General features: G+C 47.1%; 17 protein-coding genes. 16 read left to right on the forward strand and 1 reads right to left on the reverse strand.

Annotation, left to right across the window (positions count from 1 at the left end):
• The first annotated feature begins 19 nt into the window (after window positions 1–19).
• From ACTHPG_RS01670 to ACTHPG_RS01705, 8 genes are all read left to right on the forward strand, one after another.
• Window positions 20–652, forward strand: coding sequence for a LysM peptidoglycan-binding domain-containing protein (locus ACTHPG_RS01670; protein WP_440390080.1), 633 nt, complete (start codon window positions 20–22; stop codon window positions 650–652).
• A complete protein-coding gene (locus tag ACTHPG_RS01675; protein WP_440387347.1) occupies window positions 649–1,635 on the forward strand; it encodes an XkdQ/YqbQ family protein in 987 nt (328 codons plus the stop codon). Before ACTHPG_RS01670 ends, ACTHPG_RS01675 begins: the two co-directional genes overlap by 4 nt.
• Window positions 1,628–2,038: a hypothetical protein gene (locus tag ACTHPG_RS01680; RefSeq protein ID WP_440387349.1), complete on the forward strand. Its 411-nt coding sequence runs from the start codon at window positions 1,628–1,630 to the stop codon at window positions 2,036–2,038. The genes ACTHPG_RS01675 and ACTHPG_RS01680 overlap by 8 nt, the downstream gene beginning before the upstream one ends.
• Entirely contained in the window at window positions 2,031–2,486 is a 456-nt protein-coding gene (locus ACTHPG_RS01685) for a DUF2634 domain-containing protein (protein WP_440387350.1), read from the forward strand. Before ACTHPG_RS01680 ends, ACTHPG_RS01685 begins: the two co-directional genes overlap by 8 nt.
• Window positions 2,487–2,490: 4 nt before the next feature.
• The gene (locus ACTHPG_RS01690; RefSeq protein WP_440387351.1) at window positions 2,491–3,630 is read left to right on the forward strand and encodes a baseplate J/gp47 family protein; all 1,140 of its coding nucleotides are present in this window, start codon (window positions 2,491–2,493) and stop codon (window positions 3,628–3,630) included.
• A 137-nt stretch (window positions 3,631–3,767) separates the two neighbouring features.
• The gene (locus ACTHPG_RS01695; protein ID WP_440387352.1) at window positions 3,768–4,349 is read left to right on the forward strand and encodes a YmfQ family protein; all 582 of its coding nucleotides are present in this window, start codon (window positions 3,768–3,770) and stop codon (window positions 4,347–4,349) included.
• The gene (locus ACTHPG_RS01700) at window positions 4,349–7,468 is read left to right on the forward strand and encodes a pyocin knob domain-containing protein (protein WP_440387353.1); all 3,120 of its coding nucleotides are present in this window, start codon (window positions 4,349–4,351) and stop codon (window positions 7,466–7,468) included. Before ACTHPG_RS01695 ends, ACTHPG_RS01700 begins: the two co-directional genes overlap by 1 nt.
• A 60-nt stretch (window positions 7,469–7,528) precedes the next feature.
• Window positions 7,529–8,065: a phage holin family protein gene (locus tag ACTHPG_RS01705; RefSeq protein ID WP_440387354.1), complete on the forward strand. Its 537-nt coding sequence runs from the start codon at window positions 7,529–7,531 to the stop codon at window positions 8,063–8,065.
• 124 nt (window positions 8,066–8,189) lie between these two features.
• Here ACTHPG_RS01705 and ACTHPG_RS01710 read toward each other — a convergent pair whose 3' ends face one another.
• Window positions 8,190–8,489: a hypothetical protein gene (locus ACTHPG_RS01710; protein ID WP_339259386.1), complete on the reverse strand. Its 300-nt coding sequence runs from the start codon at window positions 8,487–8,489 to the stop codon at window positions 8,190–8,192.
• Between the two features lie 207 nt (window positions 8,490–8,696).
• On the opposite strand from ACTHPG_RS01710, the gene ACTHPG_RS01715 reads away from it, so the two are divergent.
• From ACTHPG_RS01715 to ACTHPG_RS01750, 8 genes are all read left to right on the forward strand, one after another.
• The gene (locus ACTHPG_RS01715) at window positions 8,697–9,626 is read left to right on the forward strand and encodes a glycoside hydrolase family 25 protein (RefSeq protein ID WP_440387355.1); all 930 of its coding nucleotides are present in this window, start codon (window positions 8,697–8,699) and stop codon (window positions 9,624–9,626) included.
• Between the two features lie 936 nt (window positions 9,627–10,562).
• Window positions 10,563–12,212: an ABC transporter substrate-binding protein gene (locus ACTHPG_RS01720; RefSeq protein WP_440390082.1), complete on the forward strand. Its 1,650-nt coding sequence runs from the start codon at window positions 10,563–10,565 to the stop codon at window positions 12,210–12,212.
• Window positions 12,213–12,434: 222 nt separating this feature from the next.
• Window positions 12,435–13,439, forward strand: a complete 1,005-nt coding sequence (locus tag ACTHPG_RS01725) for an ABC transporter permease (RefSeq protein ID WP_440387356.1) — start codon at window positions 12,435–12,437, stop codon at window positions 13,437–13,439.
• A gap of 41 nt (window positions 13,440–13,480) precedes the next feature.
• Window positions 13,481–14,380 carry a nickel transporter permease gene (nikC, locus tag ACTHPG_RS01730; RefSeq protein WP_440387357.1) on the forward strand — a complete coding sequence of 300 codons (900 nt, stop codon included), beginning with the start codon at window positions 13,481–13,483 and terminating at the stop codon, window positions 14,378–14,380.
• A 726-nt stretch (window positions 14,381–15,106) separates the two neighbouring features.
• Window positions 15,107–16,987: a molecular chaperone HtpG gene (htpG, locus tag ACTHPG_RS01735; RefSeq protein WP_440387358.1), complete on the forward strand. Its 1,881-nt coding sequence runs from the start codon at window positions 15,107–15,109 to the stop codon at window positions 16,985–16,987.
• A 688-nt stretch (window positions 16,988–17,675) separates the two neighbouring features.
• Complete coding sequence (locus tag ACTHPG_RS01740) at window positions 17,676–19,091, forward strand: deoxyguanosinetriphosphate triphosphohydrolase family protein (protein WP_440387359.1); 1,416 nt, start codon at window positions 17,676–17,678, stop codon at window positions 19,089–19,091.
• Between the two features lie 20 nt (window positions 19,092–19,111).
• Window positions 19,112–20,137: an MsnO8 family LLM class oxidoreductase gene (locus ACTHPG_RS01745; protein WP_440387360.1), complete on the forward strand. Its 1,026-nt coding sequence runs from the start codon at window positions 19,112–19,114 to the stop codon at window positions 20,135–20,137.
• Between the two features lie 284 nt (window positions 20,138–20,421).
• Window positions 20,422–22,134, forward strand: coding sequence for a methyl-accepting chemotaxis protein (locus ACTHPG_RS01750; RefSeq protein ID WP_440387361.1), 1,713 nt, complete (start codon window positions 20,422–20,424; stop codon window positions 22,132–22,134).
• Window positions 22,135–22,296: the final 162 nt, after the last annotated feature.

Consider the following 22,296-nt stretch of genomic DNA (forward strand, 5'->3'; position numbering starts at 1 on the left):
TGAAGTAGGGCCTAACGAGATGGCATTTACGCTGAAGGACGGCAACACTTCATTTCAATTCCCAGTGAACCCTGAAGAAGTTAATATCTCCAGGTCCAAAGGGTATGAAACGATTAATATGCTGGAGCATGGCGAGTTTGATTTTGCGCAGGGGGAGAAGGTGAAGGAGATCACCTTCTCTTCTTTTTTTCCCAAAGAGTATGATGCGTCCTATTGCATGTACAAAGAAAATTTGCCTGATCCGCGTGTAGCGATGAATGTCCTGAACACGTTTCTGATCTCCAAAAAGCCGCTGCGTTTCATCATTTCAGAGACGGGCGTGAACGTGCCTGTTTTTATTGTCTCACTTAACTCAAGCTTTCGCGGCGGTGAAACGGGAGATATTTACTTCGACCTGACCCTGCGAACCTGGCGGGATTCCAAAGTGGAGAAGGTGGGTTCTGCCGCATCCGGGAGCAAGTCAGGTTCTCGTACGGATTTGAAAAAGTCTAGCAAGACCTACACCGTCAAATCCGGTGACTCCCTGTCCAAAATTGCAAAGCTGGAGCTCGGTAGCAGTTCAAAATGGAACGAGATCTACAAGCTCAACGCGAAGACCATCGGCAGTGATCCGAACCGGATCAAGCCTGGGCAAAAGCTGGTGATGCCATGACCTACAAGGTCATTGTCGACGACAAATATGACATCACCAAGCTGGTGGAGACCATTACGCTGAAGGACTCGCTGGACCAGATTGCGTATCAGGCCAACATCCGGCTGGCGGTGTCTGCATCTTCCGGTCTGCCTTCGATTTCACCGGGCATGGCGGTGCGGATTAGCGGGGTTCCTTTTGGCGAAAAATCCATGGTTCACTTGCTGCATCCTGCGGTCATCTGGGAGGTGGAAAGCTTGAACAGCGGTACCAAGCGTCTGTCCCTCACGGTGTACGACCGGATGATTTATCTGGAAAAATCGGAGGACGAGTTCCTGCTGCCGAAGGATCAGACGGCTACACAGCGGCTTAAAACCTACGCCAAAGAGTGGAAGATTCCATACGCTACACTGCCGGATACCAAGACAAAGCTGGGCAAAGCCGTGTATCGGTCACAGACGATTTTCTCCATGATGTTTGCCGATCTGAAGGAAACGGCGAAGTCCGGCGGGGAGATGTATCATCCGAGGATGACACCCGGCGGGTTGCAGCTCTTCCAAGTGGGAAGTAATGCGAAGGTGTATGAGCTGGATCGACTGATTGATCTGACCCAGATGCGTACGCTCGAAGGAGCGGTCACCAAAGTTAAAGTGATGGCGGCGTCGGAGTCTGGCAGTGGCAAAGAAGTCCCTTCCAAAGTGCTGGCGATTGAGCAGAATGGTGTGGAAGAACTGGGCACATTGCAAAAGCTGATCGAGGATGATCAGGTGAAATCGACAACCGCTGCGAAGAAGCTGGCAAAAAGCAAGCTCACGGGTATTCAGGAGACCTTTACAATCTCCGCACCGGACGTGAATACGATTCGCGCCGGGGACGCCGTGTTGTTAAAAGGGCTCAAGCTAATCGTCATGTCAGTCAGCCGTGATCTGTCTGCCGGACCTGGAACCATGACATTGGAACTCGGTACAGCTGAGCTGGTGAAAAGGAGGGTTTACCTTGAATAAAGATGATCCGTATGGGCATTTTGCCGACGTCATGCGGGGTGCGATGAGTACTCATTCCCGTCAGGCCGTGAGCGGCATGGGCGCGGTATTGGGTACGATGACCTCTTCCGGCGTGAAGCTGGATGATTTCAAGCACGAAGTGCAGGACTATCTCGTGGCCGAGTTGCCGGGCACGCTTGGATTGCCGGAGCGCGAGGCTACTGGCGCGATCTCGGGTATATCTGACGTGGCAAACGGCGGAACGACGGGCACGGGACGGTTTCTTTTGCAGGAAGAGGAAGTGGAAGAAGCGGTGTGGTCTCTTGGTAAGGGATTAAAAGCGGGAGATCGCGTACTGGCGATGCGGGTGAATGGCGGCAACGACATTGTGGTGCTGTGTAAGGTGGTGAGTGCGCATGCCTAGTTTGTTCCCGGAAACGGGTGTGGTCTGGGGAGATGAGGAGGATCTGTCGGGGGCGGCTTCGGAAGAGGTGCGCTTTGGGCGGAGCTGGCGATTCGATTACGATGCAGGGGATTTTGTGCTGACCCCAAGTGGCAAAGTAGCTGCGGCTGGTGGACATGAAGCCTGGATACAGTGGTGCATTAAGGCCGTGAAAACGCCAAGGTACAGACATGTGATTTACTCCCGGAACTATGGTTCGGAGCTGGAGGATCTGGTGGGGCAGGGTGACAGTCGGGGTGTGATGGAAAGTGAGATTACCCGTATGGTTACGGAGACACTGCTGGCTGATCCACGGACGGATTCGGTAGACCAGTTTACGTTCGATTGGAATCGGGAGCAGTGCATGTTCTCGTGCCGGGTGGCGAGTGTGCAGGAAGAGATGTTTATTCTGGAAAGTGAGGTGATCTGACGGGATGGCTGAGATTCCGCGTTATTTGGAGGACCAGACGGAGGAACAGATTATGCAGCGCATGCTGGATCGTCTGCCCGCGGGTCTGGATAAGTCGGAGGGTTCGTTCCTGTGGGATGCGGAGGCTCCGGTTGCATTTATGCTTTCCGAGGCGGCGTTGTGGGCGCAGGAATTACTACGGCGGGGGTTTGCAAGTACGGCTGCGAGCAGTGATCCGAATTTTCGTTCGGAAGAGCTGGATCTGCGGGCGGGAGAGCACGGCATTACGCGGCGGGCTGCGGTGGCGGCACAGGGTTCGGTGCGGTTCGTAGGTGCGCCGGGGAAAGTGGTGCCTGCGGGAACGGTCGTGGCTACGCTCGCGGATGAAGTATCTGCCGAAGCTTCGCTCGAATATGAGACGGTGGGACGTGTGGAACTGGATGCAGAGGGCTCCGGGGTGGTAGGCGTGCGAGCGCTTGTTGCCGGAAAAGAAAGCAATGTGCCTGCGGGCACGGTAACGGTGCTGTCTACACCTGTAAGTGGCGTGACTTCTGTCACGAACAATGAGGTGATTAAAGGCGGTGCGGACGTGGAGGCGGATACCGCGCTGCTGGAACGCTTTTATGCCAAAGTTCGCAACCAAGGGACAAGCGGCAACAAGTCGCAATATGTGCAATGGGCCAGTGAAGTGCCAGGTACTGGTGCAACGCGTGTGATTCCGTTATGGCAGGGGCCGGGCACGGTGGGATTGTATCTGCTGGATACGGACAAACGTGCTGCGGGTAACGATCTGGTGGCGGCCGTACAGAAATATATTGACCCAACGCAGGATGGACAAGGTGAAGGTGTTGCGCCCGCGGGGCCAGTGGTGTCCGTGATGCCAGCCGAAGAAGTGCCGATGAACATTCAGGTCAAGCTGACGCTCGCAAGTGATGCAACGTTGGCTGATGTACGCGCATTGATCGAACGCGGGGTGACCGCGTATCTGAAACAGTTGGCTTTTGCCGATCCACTCGTGCGTTACACCCGGATTGCCGCGATTCTGCTGGACATTCCGCCCATTATCGACTATTCGGAGCTAACCGTGAACGGTGTGAGCGACCAGAATATCGAGATGACGGCGAGTCAGGTGGCCGTGCTGGGGACGGTGGATGTGCATGAGTAGTGTTGGGCAGATGGTGGAAGAGGAAGTAGATTTGGAGTGCGGAGAGCGAGGAAGATTGGGAGAAGTACGCCGATCCGGATTAGAACTGGCGAGCGAGAAGCTCCATGATGAGGTGCAAGGAAGGGAGGGGACAGAGCATGAGTGCTCCTTCTACTGTAGATGTTGGACTGACGAGTGAGAAAGGGCGGGAACTGTTCTCGTATTTGCCAAGGTATTATGAGACTTCACGCGTCATGCAGGCCGATATGCAGACCAAAGGCAGCGAAATGGATCTGCTGTATCAGGCGCTGGATGAGACGTTGGCGCAGTTTTTTGTCCGTACAGCGACGTGGGGGCTGGACTTCTGGGAACAGGAGCTTGGCATTGAAACAGATCGTCTCAAACCTGTGGAACAAAGGCGTGCCGTGGTGGAGTCCAAGCTGCGTGGTGCCGGGAAGTTTTCGGGGAGACAAGTTGCGAATGTGGCTGAGGCGTATGCCGGGGGCAAGGTGGATGTAACGTTTCAGCCGGAAGTGTGGAGTTTTACAGTAAGCTTTGTGGATAAATATGGATTACCTCCTAATTTGGATGATCTGAAGGCAGTAATTGAAGATATTAAACCGGCTCATATGACCGTAGAGTACCGTCTGCGGTATCTGACCATTACCGAGGTTGAGAGCATGACCCTGACTGAGATGGAACAAACCCGGCAGGATAAATTAGCAGGAGGTGGAGCTTAATGAGTGAACCAAAGACACCCAATCTGGGGTTGAATAAAATAGATCGTTCCTCGCCATCAACAACCTACTTTGATCTGGATAAGTATCTGGATCAGAACTGGGAGAAGATTGATGAATTTGCAGTGCGGGCTGAGGATAAGTCTGAAGAAACAGCAACCAAAGTAAGTGACATTGAGAAACGATTGGATGTGGAGAAGAGAAGATCGGTAACGCTGGAGCCCGGGTTGCAGATCATTCATGCGGAGCGCGCGTCGACCTTTAAGTTGGAGGGGCTGAAGGGACGCACGCTTGTGAACTTGTTGGGGCGTGATGGTGGTTTTGAAAGTATGAGCGGTTGGTTTACAACGCCAGGTATAGCGTCTGCATTGGATTCGTCACAGAAAACGCAAGGTAATCAAAGTATTAAAATTTCGATGAAGGAAGGCAACACCGGAGGCAGCTTATACAAATTATTAGGGCAAACCCTATCAACGAGTAAAAACTATATTGCACTTGCAGATTTGAGAAATGGCACTTCGACGAGTATTTCTCTTTCTTTGTGGAATGGCACGTCTAACGTTTCCGGGACAGTGGTCACAACTGATCAGTTCTCGTCAGCAGTCTTGCTGATTCCTGCTGCGAGACTAGGGACAACGACAAATAATTTACAGATTTCAATTGTGGGAAGTGCAGCTGGACAATTTGGTCATGTAGATGCAGTGCGGTTATATGAGATTACTTCAGATGAATTGAAGGCTCTTTCTAACATGCCCTCTAATAAAATTGCAGCGAAATATCCTTATGTGGATAGTGTTCAACCTGTGCATAATCCATTTGTAATTCGATACGGAGAAAATCTTTTGCCACCGTTTTATGAATGGAATTCTTTGGGTCATAGTTTAATGATCGATGCTCCGTATTCTGCTAGTGGCAAAATGCTGGCCGATTCTATTGGAACTGATGCGTACGCTGTGACTTATTTGAATATATTAGCTGATCAAGAATACACGATTAGCAATCCATTAAAAAGCACAGGTAAGCTTCGATTAAGTGTTTATGCTACTTCTGAAAGGGTACAGGGGTTATTCATCAATCCTGGAGAAACTAAAACAATAAGAACAGCACCCAATGCTGTGTATATCGGAATGCATCTCAGCGGTGTTACACAATACACTGATGAATTTGATGTGAGCAAATGGACATGGGCTGCTGGGAACAAAGCAACTTTTGAGCAACCTGTAATGACTTTAGGTGAAGGGGCTAGATCGTTTAAAGTACGTGAAGATTCAATGCTCGCACTTCAGACGGAGTTGTATTCTGATCCAGTGACTGGTGAGAACGCTGATGAAGTTTTCTTTAGAGAAGGACATTATTATAAAGTAAAAAAGTGGGGAAAAGTTCAACTTATCCCTGAAAATTTAGATTCTAATAGTCTTGGGGCTACTAAATATACTGGATATAAACAAATTGCTATTTACATGCCAAGAAACGTAGATACTTCGAATTTTAAGGCTTATCTGACCAAATATAACGGGAAAAACCTAACATTAGATCGATCAAGTTCCCCTCTCTTAAGTGCCGATGTTTTTAATATTGGCAATGATTCATATAAGGGATACCTCTGGATGACCGTTTCTAATGATGAAAGTGGTTGGGGAGATTCATACAATCCAAGCACTGATGATATTAAGGCATACTTCTTAGGTTGGAGACTATATGACGGAGAAAGTTCATTGTATAACGGAGCTGGCACAAAGTATTGGCATAAGCTGACAGATGGTATTTCTACACCGGGAGAAGGGACTAAGATTCTGCCAACGACACAGATTCCGGGGTGGACTCCTTATCAGATCGTGTATCTAGTTTCAAAACCGACTATCGACCCTATTAAAGCGGAAGGACAACTAACATTTTTAAATGGGCAGAATCAGCTAGAAGTAGGGTCAGGCCTGGAGATTAGAGAGAGTGTTAATCCAGTGTTTACTTCAAACGAATATAAATCCTACAACATTAATAACTACAATCAATCTTCTAAATTAAAGAGCAAAGTTAAAAAAATAATGTCCATCTATAAAGACGATATTCAGGATTATTGGGACGTAAATCGATTTAGTCCTGAGTCAGAAATTTATGGCAGGGAACTCGCTAGTCTACCAGCTTTGCAATTTGATTCATCGGCTAAATACTCAGTCACATATCAGAGTTTAGGTGATTTCTTTTCAGTACCATTGACTGGATCTGTTGGATTGAGCGAGAAAACAGTAATAGATCAATTAATAAATGATTCATCAGCTATTTCTAAGAAGCTATCAGTAATTGACGGTAAAGATAGTGAAAAAGAATTAAAGAATTTCTTAGTTGAACATTCTCTCAGTAAGTCAACAAGTATCAAACAAAATGATGATTTAAATAATTTCGTAACAGAAGGGGAGTTCTATTGTCAACTTAGTAGTGTTGCTGAAACATTAAAAAATTGCCCTGTAGGAATAGCCTTCAGTCTGAAAGTAAGCAAAAATGGAACCCAGAATACAGGGAACATACCAGGAGTGACACAAACTCTAATCACATTTCTGCCCGTAGGATTTACTACTTGGCAACGAAATCTTTATGATACTTGGGGAGCGTGGGTTAAGGTTCCGTCTAGAGAGGAATTTGAGAGTTTAAAGTCCTCTGTCAGTGATGGGAAATCGGCTATCGCTGCCGCCATTACTGGCAAGGGAGTAACGGCATCAGGCAGCGATACACACGCACAATTGGCGACAAAAGTAAGTCAAGTTATTACTGGAAAACGAGTATCAAGTGGCACAATAAAAAATATGACTTACAATAATGGAAGTTCCTTTGGTGGAGAATACCGATTAACGAGTGCCCCTTATGTCTCCACAGGGTTTAGACCAACCAAAATAATTTTAAAAATTACACTCTACTATTTTACAAGTTATGTATGGGAATTCACATATTCTTATATTGATGGTCAAAATTGGGGTCATTCTAGAGGGAGTAACGCTAGCGAATTTAGAGCATCAATTAGCCCGGGAGCAACAGGATTCACAATTATTAATGCTCCAACCACTAGTTTTTTTGGTGATAATTCTAATACTACACTGTACGCGGATATATCTTGGTATGCAACAGAATAGATAAATTTTAATTTAGTTAATGTTTAATTTACAAAAGTGAATATTAGAGGAGGTGAAACCATGGAAAAATGGGATACCCTATGGAAATGGGGAATCGCGCTCATGAGCAGCTCAGTAACCTACTTTTTCGGTGGCTGGTCAGGCGTGCTCGGCGTACTACTCGTTTTCGTCATCCTCGATTACCTAACGGGCATCGCAGCGGCGGGTATGAGTGGAAAGTTAGAGAGTAATGTTGGCATGTTCGGCATCGCACGAAAGGTATTTATATTTGCAATGGTATCGGTGGCTCATCTGGTGGACGGTGTTCTGGGAGACGGACATTTGTTCAGGGATGCGGTCGCCTTTTTTTATATCGCCAATGAGTTGTTGTCCATTATTGAAAATGGGGGTAAGTTGGGCGCTCCAATCCCGCCAGCAATCCGACAGGCGATTGAAGTACTCAAGGGGAAGGCGGGAGAGGGCACCATTTCTAATCATGTACCTTTTAGTCCCCCACCAGAAGACAACAAGCAGGGATTCAATAGTATTGACGGGGATATGAAGTTAGTAGAAAAGAAAACAGAGCATAGTAGTCCAACTACTGAAAAAAGTGACTAGCATTTTAGTCAATTATCTCTCTAGTAATGTAGATAAAGATAGAATGGATAAAAGTAAAGTTGGAATGAGAAAAGCACCCAATCCGGGTGCTTTAGCATTTTCCTATACTCATATACTGTACTTACTATTTTTTGAGCTTATCAATAAGATTATAGTAATAAATTAACTGATCCAAGTAAGAGTTTTCCTTCATAAGACTAGCTCTGTATGCTGCTGAAGAAGTTTCAAGATAATCTCTTTTGGCCTGCAACGTTTCAATTTGCCCTTTGATTTTTTTGATTTGTTTTTTGTAGTAAGCCATTTTCTCTTGGTATGTACTTTCTTTCTTTTTGGTAGCAGCCTGGGCGCTTGGCTGAATGACAACAGCTGAAGTTGCAGATAGTAGAACGGTTAGACTGAGTACGGCAGTTAATAGCTTTTTCAAAGAATTTTTACCTCCAATGAAGTGTTTTTACAATCTGTATTAATGATTCTTTATCTAATAGGAGTAGTCTAACAGATACAATATGGATTTACTATTGAATGAATTGGTAATATCCAACACATCAGGGACACGCACACAAGCAACCCCTGATCCAACCGCATTAACTATATACAAACGGCAATTTGCCGCATAAAGGGTGTGAGAAACATGCAAACGAGAAGTTTGGGCAACACACAGGGCATTGACGTCTCCCGATACCAGGGCAATATTGACTGGGCCAAGGTGAAGGCAAGTGGCATGACATTTGTATTCATCAAGGCAACCGAGGGACAGACGTATACCGATCCAAATTACCAGAAAAATGTAACAGGTGCACTGGCGGCAGGTATGCTGGTGGGAACGTACCATTTCTTCCGCGCGACCTCTACCGACGGTGCCAAGGCAGAAGCGGCACATTATGCCAATACACTTAAAAAAGTTGGAGGCGCCAAGGCGTTACAGCTGCCACCTGTCATGGACTACGAGAACAACCCAGGCAACCTGAACAAAGCGCAGATGAATACGGTTGCCAAAGCATTTTTAACCGAACTACAACGCCTCACAGGTGTAAAACCGATCATATACACAGGCAATTCATTTGCCGGGAATTTTGATACATCACTCAGTTCATACGATCTGTGGATCGCGCGTTACAGCAGCACCCGCGTACCGGACGACCAGCCGGCATGGAAGCGTTGGACGTTCTGGCAGTATACGGATTCGGGCAAGGTGAATGGCATCAGCGGTAACGTGGATATGAATGAATTCGAGGGGACCGCGGCACAGCTCAGAGCAAGATACGCAGCAGCCACTCCGAAACCACCGGAACCGACCAATCCGAATCCACCAACTGAACCACCGAAAGGGGGCGAACCAATGACAGCCGAAGAGAAAGCAGCGTTTGATGCGCTCAAATCCCAGGTCGATAAACTGCAGGCGCGTCAGCAAATGGAAGTTCCAGTATGGGCGAAAGCTGCTGTGGATGCAGCACTGGCATATGACACCAAAAATCCATTGTTCAGCATTGATAATGGGGCGAGTTATGATTTTTACCGTTTTATTACCGTGATGCATCGCAGAGGTTTGTTTAAAAAGTGAGCTGATTCTTAGCAAATTAAATTGTTGATCTTATCTGAATAGGGATGGAATGGAGAAGGGACACAAGACGCTTTTTGTCGATCTGTGTTCCTTTTTTGTGTTTTGTGTAAGTAATATTAACGCATATAATAAAGTTGAAGACTTATGTCTGTAAATCTCTTGTCTAATTGATTAATGTGATGTAAAGTAAGTTACACGAAATTGTTTTTCACTACGGTTTATTTACCAATCCTCCTCATCATGACAAAACCATAACATATGAAGTTATTGTAATGTCTCCCTGTTGTACAATCCAACATCTCAAGATGACTCGTTCATACGTTTTACACATCCAATCTGCAAGAGAAAACCACCGTATAAACAACTTACACATCTAAACAACCTGACCTATGTTGAGTTTCTTTCATCCCGTATTGCAAACGAACGATGCTTAATTGGGTTCCCACACTTCATGCTCCAAGTCTACACGCTCAAGGAACAGACGTTATCGGTACCCAGCAGCGTAGTATCCATATGCCTATTTACATTTTAAATCCACTGACTTGAACTTGCTCTTACTGGCCCGTTACCATCTGCTGTTGCTTATTGACCTTTGTTCAAATAAATCGCAACAATCTCATTCACTTGCATAGTTTCATCTCACAAGATACTTCGTTCGTTGCACGTCTTCTTTTTCTATAAAAGTAATCGTCCATATCCGTAATCCATGTGCATGATGATCTGACTTTTACTTATATCCATTGTTCACCTGTCTCCCAGCTGTTTTTACATTTTATATATTTACCGTACTTTTCCCGGAATTCTAATTCAGGTATCACAGGCACCTAAAGCCTTTCATTGATACAAGCAAGCACCGAACCAATGGCTATCATTGAAGTTTTTTCATGCCAGCATCACACACATTATGAGACAGGGAAGGGTGTTGTACGTATGCGAATGAAAAAGAAATGGATGTCCGGTTTTTTGACTCTGGCTTTGAGCACCGTCTTGGTGTTGTCAGGCTGTTCAGGCAATGAGGGGACTGGGAATTCGCCTGCTCCGGCGGAAGGCAGCGAGCCGCCAGCCGAAGTGACGGAAGCGCAAGATACGATGATCATGGGCCGCGGCGGGGATTCCGTAGCACTCGACCCAGCGATTGTGACCGATGGGGAGTCACTCAAGATTGGACATCAGGTATTTGATTCATTGCTGGATTACAAGGAAGGCGAAACAGAGGTCGTTCCTGGACTGGCAGAGAGTTGGGAGATTTCGGCAGATGGGCTCAAGTATGTGTTTAAGCTGAAGTCCGGTGTGAAATTCCATGATGGTACGGACTTCAATGCGGAGGCTGTTGTATTCAACTTCAACCGCTGGAGTGATCCGGCCAGTGAATATAAATTCGAGGGAGATTCCTTCGACTATTATGATTCCATGTTTGGTCCAGAGGACGGACGTGTGATCAAGGAAGTGAAGGCGACGGACGAGACTACAGTGGAGTTCACATTGAACCAGCCACAAGCACCTTTCCTGCAAAATATTGCGATGACGCCATTTGGCATTGCCAGTCCAACCGCGGTTCAGGAGAAAAAAGAAAACTTCAAGAGCGAACCTGTGGGCACGGGCCCATTTGTATTCAAAGAGTGGAAACGTAACGACTCCATTACCCTGGAGAAAAATGCGGATTACTGGAAAGAAGGACTGCCGAAGCTGAACAAAGTTATCGTGCGTTCGATTCCGGATAATACGGCTCGCTTCAATGCCCTGCAAAACGGCGAGATTGATGTTATGGAAGACCTGAACCCGGACGATCTGTCCATCCTTGAAGGCAACAGCGAGTTGCAGAAGATCGAGCGTCCACCGTTCAACGTGGCATATATCGGCTTCAACTTCAAGAAGAAACCATTTGATAATGTCAAAGTCAGACAAGCTCTCAATCATGCGGTGAACAAGCAGGCCCTTATTGATGCGTTCTTTGCTGGACAAGCTGAGCCTGCTGTCAACCCGATGCCGCCAACGCTGTGGGGATACAACGATACCATTGAGGATTACCCATATGATCTGGAAAAAGCAAAAGCTTTACTGGCCGAAGCTGGCTTCCCAGACGGATTGCCTGAACCGGTAACCTTCTATGCCATGCCGGTATCCCGCCCGTATATGCCTGATGGCAAGAAGGTTGCGGAAGCGATCCAGGCTGATTTTGAGAAAATTGGTGTGACCACCAACATCGAATCCCCAGAATGGGCGACGTATCTGGATGATGCCAAAGCCGGGGAGAAAGACGATATCTACATGCTCGGCTGGACGGGGGACAACGGGGACCCGGATAACTTCCTGTACACTTTGCTCGACAAAGACGCCATCCCAGGTAATAACCGCAGCTTCTACGTCAACGAAGAGTTGCATGTGTTGCTGACGGATGCGCAGAAAGAAACGGATCAGGAGAAACGTGCCGAGCTGTACAAACAAGCACAGGTGATTATCAAGGAAGATGCACCGTGGATTCCACTCGTGCACACCACGCCAATTCTGGCGGGTAAATCGAACCTGAAAGGTTTTGTACCATCTCCGCTGGGCAGTGAATCCTATGCGGGTGCCTACTTCGAATAATACAGACGTAAACTGAGCTTATCCATTTCAGGATAACGTAGTGTACAGAATCACTCTGAAGAGGGCGCTGGACTCGGAGTAATGAAGTGTACCTTCTTTCTATTAAAGCGCTGGTGAGACGCAATGCTTGGCAGAACCCACATCCGGACGTAACTATCCAAAGCATGCGTTTCTGCCAGCGCTTTTTATTTTGCATGATATGTCGAAGGCAGGTGAACAGGATTGAACAGCTATATTGTCAAACGTGTGCTTGTGTTGCTGCCCGTGCTGCTGGGCATGACCCTGATTGTCTTTTCCATCATCCACGCCATTCCAGGTGACCCGGCCGAGACCATACTTGGGCAAAAGGCAACCGAACAATCCAAGCAAGCCTTGCGTGACCAGCTTGGACTGGATAAACCCTGGTTCCAGCAATATTTCGCCTACTTGGGCGATTTGTTCAAAGGAGACCTGGGGACATCTATTCGCACCAAGGTGCCTATTGCCCAGGAAATTGTGCCTTATCTGACAGCAACGCTTGAATTAACGATGGCAAGTATGTTGTTTGCTGTCATTATCGGGGTGAATGCCGGGATTATCAGTGCATGGAAGCACAACTCCTGGTTTGATTATTGTTGTATGGTCATTGCTCTAGTGGGTGTATCCATGCCGATCTTCTGGCTCGGTCTGATGGAACAATGGCTGTTTGCGAACAAGTTGCAGTGGCTGCCATCCATTGGGCGCATGAATGCACGTGATCCGGTGGAAGCCATTACGGGCTTGTATGTGCTGGATACGATGATTGCTGGACAATGGAATCAGTTGTGGACCGTAACGAAACATTTGTTGCTTCCGAGTATTGCGCTGGGCACCATTCCAATGGCCGTTATTGCCCGGATGACCCGTTCCAGCATGCTGGAAGTGATGAGTTCCGATTACATTCGTACTGCAAAAGCCAAGGGACTGGGGCCGTTTTTTGTTGTATATGGACATGCCCTTAAAAATGCGTTTATTCCCGTGCTTACGGTGATCGGCATCCAGACCGGATCGTTGCTCGGGGGTGCGGTGTTGACCGAAACGATCTTTGCTTGGCCGGGCGTGGGACGCTATATATATGAAGCGATTAGTTCGCGGGACTATCCGGTGATCCAGAGTGGCATTCTGATCGTGGCATTCTTTTTCGTGGTGATCAATCTGATTGTGGACTTGCTCTACGCCGTGTTCGACCCTCGTATCAGTTATAAATAGCGAATTCTTCATTCATTCATGTCCAAGAAGGGAGACGCCGCATGGCCAAATTATCGACCAATACCGGACCCTCCATTGATGCTGCAACAGCGAGCACATCCGGTCCGTGGCGTGAAGCGTGGAGAACGTTTCGGAAGAATCGGCTTGCGCTTGCAGGTTTGATTATTATTGTGTTTTTTATTCTATTGGCCTTCCTCGCGCCATACATTGCACCCTATGATTACAAGGAACAGGTGCTGGTGGAACGGCTTCAGGCTCCTTCGGCAGAGCATTGGTTTGGTACCGATGATCTGGGGCGTGACGTGTTTTCCAGAGTGCTGCATGGGGCGCGTATTTCCTTGTGGGTGGGCTTCTTCTCCGTTATTGGTTCCATTATTGCGGGTACGCTGCTTGGCCTGATTGCCGGATTTTATGGAAAATGGGCGGACATGCTCATCTCGCGTCTATTTGATATCCTGCTCGCCTTTCCGGGGATATTGCTCGCCATCGCCATTGTGGCGATACTGGGCCCGTCATTGCAAAATGCGCTGCTCGCCATCGCTATCGTGAACATCCCGACTTACGGAAGGTTGGTGCGTTCACGGGTACTCAGCTTGAGACAGGAGGAATTCATCACGTCGGCGCGGACACTCGGAGCAGGCAACGGGCGAATCTTGTTTCGCCATATCTTGCCCAATAGTCTTACTCCACTGATCGTGCAGGGTACACTCGGGATTGGAACGGCGATTATCGAAGCTGCTGCACTCGGATTTCTGGGCATGGGCGCGCAACCACCCGACCCGGAATGGGGTAAAATGCTGTCAGACTCCCGTCAGTTTATACAAAAAGCACCGTGGACACTCATCTTCCCCGGCGTATCCATCATGTTGACCGTTCTCGGCTTCAACCTCATGGGTGATGGACTGCGCGATACCCTTGATCCGAAAATGGCGAAAAAGTAGAATTTTCTACCATACCAACAGACACATTACAATCTTTCACCTTGCCGGTTCGAACTTTGGTTCGGAGCGGCTTTTGTTTTACCTACGGGATTACGTTAAAATGATTAGTGATGTGCAAAAGTGAAGGGTTAGTCGATCTTTTTGTTAAAATAACCCCCTGCGTATTGACACCCAATTTTCCCATATGTTATATAAAAGGAAGGGTTTAGCACTCCGATCATTAGAGTGCTAACAAATGATGTTTTTACTACACGCCTACATATGGAATGATTCTGTTTTTGAAAATAAATATTGAACCTGAGGAGGTCATGCAGAGCCAACGGGCGCTACAGACCTGAAGCTGTATTCCACGTCTAAGAGTTATCACTTCAATGATATTCTCTATGCTAAAAAATAGTCGCTGATTAAATGCGGAAGTAGTGCAGGGGACGGAATCGATTTGGAGGAAGCAAAGCGTTCGCCTTTATCACCGAATTTCTCCCGTTTAAAAAAGGGAATCAAAGAAATACAGGGATAACAGCGATCCGAAAAACGATTCGTAACCGGAACGGCTACATTGCAGAACGTCATGCACTTTTTTTTACAATGAGCCATTAGAGTGAATCACGGTATCTGTGGACTAGAGCGATCTAAGGTTCTAGAGTCTAATGGCCGTAGGCATATCTCAGTTATTTCTATTTTCAATCCAATCATTCGATATCCAATCTGAAAGGAGTCCAACCATTCATGGCTAAAAAAGAATTCCAGGCAGAATCCAAGCGTTTGCTCGATATGATGATCAACTCCATTTACACCCAAAGAGAAATCTTTTTGAGAGAATTGATCTCCAACTCCAGTGACGCTATTGATAAAATTTATTACAGAGCACTTACCGACGATTCGCTTGTTTTCAACAAAGAGGACTACTTCATCAAGCTCACCATTGACAAAGAAAACCGCACGCTCACACTGACGGATACTGGTATCGGGATGACGCAGGAAGAGCTCGAGAACAATCTGGGCGTTATCGCGAAGAGTGGTTCCCTGGCGTTCAAGAAAGAAAATGAAGCCAAAGACGGCCACAACATCATCGGACAATTCGGGGTTGGTTTCTACTCGGCATTTATGGTGGCGGACAAGCTGACCGTAACGAGTAAAACGCTGGGCAGCGACGAGGCTTGGAAATGGGAGTCCGAAGGCGCAGATGGATACACGATCACACCAGCTGAGAAGGATTCCGTAGGTACAGAGATCGTCCTGACGGTCAAAGAAAATACCGAAGAAGATTCGTATGACGAATTTTTGGAAGAGTACCGCCTGAGATCCATCATTAAGAAATACTCCGACTTCATTCGCTATCCGATCAAGATGGATGTAACGGGTCAACGTCCGAAAGAGGGCACGGAGAACGAGTTCGAAGAATACCAAGAAGAACAAACCGTGAACAGCATGGTGCCGATCTGGCGTAAAAATAAAAGCGAATTGACCGAAGAAGACTATAACAACTTCTATATGGAAAAACGCTACGGTTTTGACAAACCGCTCAAACACCTGCACATCAGCGCAGATGGCGCAGTGGTGTACAATGCCATCCTGTTTATTCCGGAGAACACGCCGTTTGACTACTATACCAAAGAGTATGAAAAAGGCCTTGAACTCTACTCCAACGGTGTACTGATCATGGATAAATGCGGGGATCTGTTGCCGGATTACTTCGGATTTGTCAAAGGTATGGTGGATTCGGAAGACCTGTCCCTGAACATCTCCCGTGAGATGTTGCAACATGACCGTCAGCTTAGCCTGATCGCGAAGAACATTAAGAACAAAATCAAGAGCCAACTGCAAAGCCTGATGAAGGACGAGCGTGAGAACTACGAGAAGTTCTACCAAGCGTTTGGTCGTCAATTGAAATATGGTGTATACAGTGACTATGGTGTGAACAAGGATACCTTGCAGGATCTGCTGCTGTTCACGTCTTCCAAAGAGAGCAAACTTGTGAGCTTGGACGAATACGTCTCCAGAATGCCGGAAGATCAGAAGTACATCTACTATGCATCCGGTGAGTCCATTAGCCGAATTGAGAAGCTGCCACAGATCGAGGGTGTTCTTGAGAAAGGGTACGAAGTATTGTACTTCACCGATGACATCGACGAGTTCGCAATCAAGATGATCATGAACTACAAGGAGAAAGAATTCAAATCCATCTCCAGTGGTGACCTGGGTATCGAAGATAGCGCGGACAAAGAAGAAACGGAAGCTCAGGACAACGATAACAAAGAGTTGTTTGAAGCTATGCAAGCTCAATTGGCGGGTAAAGTCAAAGCAGTTAAAGCTTCCAAACGTCTCAGAAGCCACCCGGTATGTTTGTCCACCGAAGGCGAATTGACGATTGAGATGGAGAAGATCCTGAAAGCTATGCCGAACAGTGAAAACGTACAAGCCGACAAAGTGCTGGAAATCAACGTGAATCACGATGTCTTCAAATCGTTGAAAGATGCTTTCGCGCAGGATCAGGAAAAATTGAACCTCTACACAAGCCTGCTGTACCATCAAGCATTGCTGATCGAGGGATTGCCAATTCAGGATCCAGTAGAGTTCACCAACGATATCTGTAAAGTTATGGTGTAACATCAGTTATACAAGAGTGCCGTAACATCCCTGATGCAAAAATTCACACCGCTTCAAGAGTTAAATGGCGTGAGCATTAAGGCTGGAAGTTAAATTACTTCGATGCATCTACCATATACATCCGACAGGGCATTTCCGTCCTGTCGGTTTTTGTTTTTTTACCCACAACGGGGAGGGGCGCGGGGGAGGCAGACTATCATTGCAGCGATGGATAAACATCTTAATAAAATTCTTTAGTCATTCAAAAATGTTTGAAATCCCATTTTCTAAGGAATGCAATGTCATTTAGATTGGGAGTGAATCAAACAGCAAAAGCAGTGAAGGGGACGGAATCGATTCTGAAGAAGCGAAGCGGTCGCCTTTGTCTCCGGGTTTTTCCCTTATTAAAGGGAATTCAGAAAACCTGGAGACAACAGCGATCACAAGAACGATCCGTAACCGGAACGGCCACGCCAACTGTATCATGCACTTTTTTTTCATATTAAGTCACGATAGTGGATTTCAATATAGAATCATGATCATTTAGGTGCACGAATGATAGTCTGGCAGGGTATAATAAAAGAATAGGACTGTTTATTACAAGTTGATGTAAGAAGAGATGACAATCGCAGACAGGTTTTACTTTTCGAAACCACAGATGTTGTGTATAATCACTCAAAATAGAGACAGTCGGCTAGGAGTGATCCCCATGCAATGGAACGATCTGAGAGAACATAGACAATATCCTGAACTAACCAAATTGGATGGATCTCGTGCAGCATACGAACGGGACTATTCCAGACTCATTCATTCTCCGACCTTCCGTCGGTTACAGGGCAAATCGCAGGTGTTTGGCGCAGGAACGGGTGATTATTATCGTACTCGGTTGACCCATTCCCTCGAGGTGGCACAGATTGCACGTGAGGCTGCCCGAAGCCTGATTCGTCGTTTCCCCGAAGTGGACTGGGATCGGGCCGAGAACCCCGGTCTTATTATTGATTCAGAAGTGGTGGAGTGCGCTGCAATCGCGCATGATTTCGGCCACCCGCCGTTTGGACATAAAGGTGAAGAAGTGTTGGACGGCATTCTGGATGACCTAATCAACACCGAGGCTAAGAAAATCATGAAAAAAAGCCGCAGTGCCAAAGTTCCCAAGGTAGAGTCTGAAGTCCGTGCCGAGTTAAAACGGAAATACGAGCATTTTGAAGGAAATGCACATAATTTCCGCCTTATTATGCATTTGGAGAAGCGTGAAGATATCGACGGACTGAACCTGTCTGATGCGGTATTGCTTGGAATCAACAAGTATCCGTACCCTGGCACGGAGAGCAAGAAAGGCATGTACCATCATGAATGGCAATATATCCGTGAAATTCGCGATCGCTGGAACGTGCCAACAGGCAAGAAAACACTGGAAGCGCAGCTGATGGACCTTTGCGACGATATTGCGTACTCCTCGCATGACCTGGAGGATGGTATCAAAGCAGGGAAAATTGAAGTACATGAGCATTTCCTGCAAGATCCGCATGTGAATCGACTGATTGTGGATAAGATTACAACGCTGGAGGATCTGTTCTGGAACGGATGGACCCGAGAAGCCATTGGGCAAAAGGTAGAAGAGGTGCTTGCTTCGTTCCTGCGCATCTGGAATGAGAAGATGCCTTTCTGTGAGCATGATTACTCCCGTACCCGCCGTGAAGTGAAAGCATACTGGGTGAGCTTTTTTGTGGGCAGTCTGGGCGTTATTGACGACGGTGACTGGAAGAAGGTAACCTTTGTCCGTGAAGGGGCTGAGGATCTTGATATGCTGCGTACGGTGAGTGTGCTCAAGAGTTTTGCCTGGGTGACGATGATTCGTGATCTGCGTGTGCAGCGGCTGCAGAAACGCAGTGAGTGGATGATTAAGCGGTTATGGGATGCATTCCTCGATCCGGAAACGTCCAAATCCATTATTCCATCGGACTGGCTGCAACGTTATGAGAAGGATCAAGCCAAAGCCCAACCGATCTGGACCTGGGAACACATGGTGATTGATTATATTGCAGGAATGACGGATGCGTTTGCCGAGAAAATATACAATGAGCTCTACGGTCTGAAGGTGGGTTCCATCTACGATTTGGATTAGAGTTAACCGATATATAGGAGATGAGACGTTTGGCTACAAGAATGAGTGAGACGTTCAGTCTGGGCGTACTTGACCTTGTTCCTAGGTTAAACGATGCCTCAGCTGAACAGGCACTTCAACAGTCGGTGTCACTTGCGCAACATGCCGAGGCTTGGGGATACGCCCGATACTGGACATCAGAGCATCATGATATGGCTGAACTGGCATCGGCTTCTCCCGAAGTACTGCTATCCCACATTGGAGCAAGAACGACCACGATTCAACTTGGCTCTGGCGCGGTCCTGTTGCCCCATTATAGCCCGCTCAAGGTTGCAGAGTCGTTCCGCCTGCTGGCTGCGCTCTATCCTGGGCGCATTGAGCTGGGGCTCGGACGTGCTCCTGGAGGTGGACCTCATGCAACGATGGCACTTAGTGGCAATTACTTGCAACATGTGTCTAAGCTGCCCGAATCAATCACTGCACTGACCGAACTGCTGGAAGATCGATATTCTTACGAAGATCATCCCGTGACGGCCCGTCCAATTCCCCAGTTTCCGTTATCGCTCTGGATGTTGGGAACCAATGTGAAGAGCGCAGAATTTGCAGCACGGTTTGGCATGGGTTATGTCTTTGGTCAATTCATGAGTGATGCAGATGGCACAGAGGCTGTAAGGCGATACCGAGAAGGATTTATCCCCAGTGCAACCATGAAGGAGCCAGAGGTTATGGTGGCAGTCAGCGTATTGTGTGCGGAGTCAGAAACGGATGCCTTGGCCTGGAGTCGTGACATGGCGGAGAGACGCAAGGCCGATGGGAAAGAACGTTTAAGCGAGCTGAATTCGAGTGGTATCGGGGTCTCCCACACGAATGTTACAACCAGTACTGATCATCATGAATCGGTGCGTCACTATGCAGGTACTGCCGAGCAGGTATGGGCTCGATTGCAACAGGTAAGTCGCAAGCTGGGTACGGAGAAGTTGCTTCTGGTTACGGCAGGACCGGATTATGAGCGCAGGCTGGATTCTTATCGATTGCTGGCTGATCATAAGACCACCATCCTGAAGTAGGCCGATTACTTTAAGTGGCAAGCCGTTGAAATTTGGACAAACCGAAGAACTACAGATCAGGAATTTTCCGAATGCTGCAGTTCTTCGGTTTTACTTTGTAGAATTTCGACAATCTTTTACAAAATTAAGCATCTTAACAACAAAATAATGTTATACTACTTTACGTCTATTTCCCTATCTATATAATATAGATATGTTCTTTTGACAAGAGGTCACAAGAAGGAAAAAACAATGACAAAAGCACCTGAATTCGGGATGACCGAAGGGGTCAAGGGGGAGATCATATGTTCAGCAGATTCAAGATCAAGAGTATCGGTCTGCGTATCAGCATCGCGTTCTACTTATTAATCCTCTGTTTGATTGTTTTAAGTGTCACGATTGTCACCCGGATGAACTCAATTGAATCCAACACGAATGAAATCACGAACAATTGGATGCCCTCTATTCAACAAATTAACCGGTTAAACTATACCACAGAGCATGTCCTGTCGCTGAGTTATCGTCATTTTGACGCGGATGAAGCAGACAAGGCATTCTTGTCAGAAGAGCGTACCAAGTATATTCGTGAAACGACGCAGGCGATTAAAATCTATGATCAGCAGGAGAAGTCTTCGGAAGAGCTCGAACACTGGACTGCGTTCAAGAACAAATGGGAAGCGTATCTCAAGATTAATACGCAAGCGATCAAGCTGAGTGATGAGGGTCAGACACAGTTGGCAAAGGAAGTTGCTGATAAAGGTGCGGATTCCTTTGACACCATGCAAGTCGATCTCGATTATCTCGTGGAGTATAATCAGAAACAGTCTGACATTGCGGCGTCCCAAACGATCAGATCGGTACAGGACGGTAGAGTAATCATCATTATCGGTGTCCTAGTCATGATTGTCATTACAGCGATCAGCATTCCGATTATTCGTTCACAGGTTGTAAAACCACTGCTACGTGTGATTAGCGCGGTGAAACTGATTGCAGAAGGCCAATTGAATGTTCAGGATATACATACTAAACATGACGATGAAGTCGGTGTTCTAGCCAAAGCAGTGAATGATATGAAAGGTAACCTGACTTCCATGGTGCTAAGCGTCAGACGAATTGCGGAAGCTGTCAATCGGCAGAGTGGGGAATTGGCAATCTCCTCCGAAGAGGTTAAGATTGGTAGTCGCCAAATTGCTGTGACAATGGAAGAGTCAGCGAAGGCTGCGGAGAGTCAGGCAGAGACAGCCGTGGAATCGGCCCGTACGGTTGAAGCGTTGAATGATCACATTCAGAATCATACGGAGCAGGGCAGTCAGCTGCGTGTTATGTCGGATCTTGTTCTGGAGCAAGGACTGAATGGTCGCAAAGCGATGGAGCAGTCCGTGCAGCAGATGCAACAGATTTCCGGTTCGGTCTCGGCTTCCATGAACAGAATGGACCGGTTGAATCGTAAAAATGAAGATATTTCGAAACTGGTACAGGTCATCCATGATATTGCACGCCAAACCAATCTGCTGGCATTGAATGCCTCCATTGAGGCAGCGCGTGCAGGAGAGAGTGGACGCGGATTCGCCGTAGTGGCATCTGAAGTGCGGAAGTTATCTGAGGCTGTGCAGACCTCTGTCGAAGAGATTACGGCGATTACCGAGGATATTCAGCAGGAGTCGCAAGGGGTAGTCGCGGAATTGCGTACCGGCGTTCAGGAGACCGAGTTGGGTCAGGAACATGTGCATGCTTCAGGTCAACTTTTCCGGACGATTAATGAATCGGTGGAAGGCATGGTTGGTGTCATCAGTACGATGACAGATGGCCTTGCAGGCATGCAGGAAGCAAGCGGACGAATGAATGATTTCAGTCAGCAGATTTCGGCTGTTTCGGAGCAATCGGCAGCGAGTGTGGAAGAAGTTTCTGCATCTGCGGAAGAGCAGGTAAGTTCCATGGAGACCATTAGCGGCAATATTCAAAGTCTGAAACAATTATCGGAAGATTTGCTTACATCCATTGAAAAATTAAAAATCTAACCCTCTTCTTATATATAGAAGAAGCTGGAATCACACAAGCGGCTATTGGTGAGAATCTGTAAATAAAGTAAGGCGTTCCTCAATAAGGGGAACGTCTTATTTTTATCTTTTCAACAGAACCGTGCAAAAAAAAGGATAGTTGTCTTGAGGTCTAACATTGTA

Origin of the sequence: Paenibacillus sp. SAF-068, assembly GCF_051967555.1 — a bacterium.
Lineage (GTDB): Bacteria > Bacillota > Bacilli > Paenibacillales > Paenibacillaceae > Paenibacillus.